General features: G+C 53.7%; 1 protein-coding gene. It reads left to right on the top strand.

The window, feature by feature from the left end:
* Nucleotides 1-47 precede the first annotated feature (47 nt).
* Nucleotides 48-654 (top strand): tetraacyldisaccharide 4'-kinase (gene lpxK, locus ACTHUM_RS17170; protein ID WP_440403578.1); only part of this gene is annotated, 607 nt, incomplete at its 3' end.

The following is a 654-nucleotide window of genomic DNA, read 5'->3' as shown; positions in this document are numbered from 1 at the left end:
GGCTTGTGTTATATTATCGTTTGATTTTCGCCTCAAAAGCCGTGCGTATGCCCAAACTCCACCAAATTATCGAACGCCATTGGCAATCCCCCAATCCGTTTTTGTCTTTGCTGCTGAAACCCTTATCCAAGCTGTTTGCCAAAATTGCGGCGAAACGGCGCGATGATTTTGTTTCAGGCCGTCTGAAAAGCGAAAAATTGCCAGTGCCTGTGGTGGTGGTCGGCAATATCCATGCAGGCGGAACAGGGAAAACGCCGATAGTCGCCGCGCTGGTGTCGGATTTGCAGGAAAAGGGCATTAAGGTCGGCATCATCAGCCGAGGTTACGGGCGCAAGAGCAAGGCGGTTCATGTATTGAATACAGCTAGCAGTGCGGCAGATGCAGGCGACGAGCCTTTATTGCTGTTTCGCCAAACCGGTGCGCCGACGGCGGTAGGTAGCAGCCGCGCAGAAGCAGGCAGGGCATTGCTTGCGGCGCATCCGGAGCTTGAATTGATTGTGACCGACGACGGCTTGCAACATTATGCCTTGCAACGCGATATGGAAATTGCCGTATTCCCGGCGGCAGATACAGGACGTACCAATTTGGATTTACTGCCCAACGGCAGCTTGCGCGAACCTTTGTCTCGGTTGGCTTCCGTTGATGCGGTCGTCG

The organism is Neisseria sp. P0021.S006 (assembly GCF_051956895.1).
The sequence above is the reverse complement of the archived record's forward strand: the minus strand, read 5'-3'. Positions and strand labels throughout refer to the sequence as shown.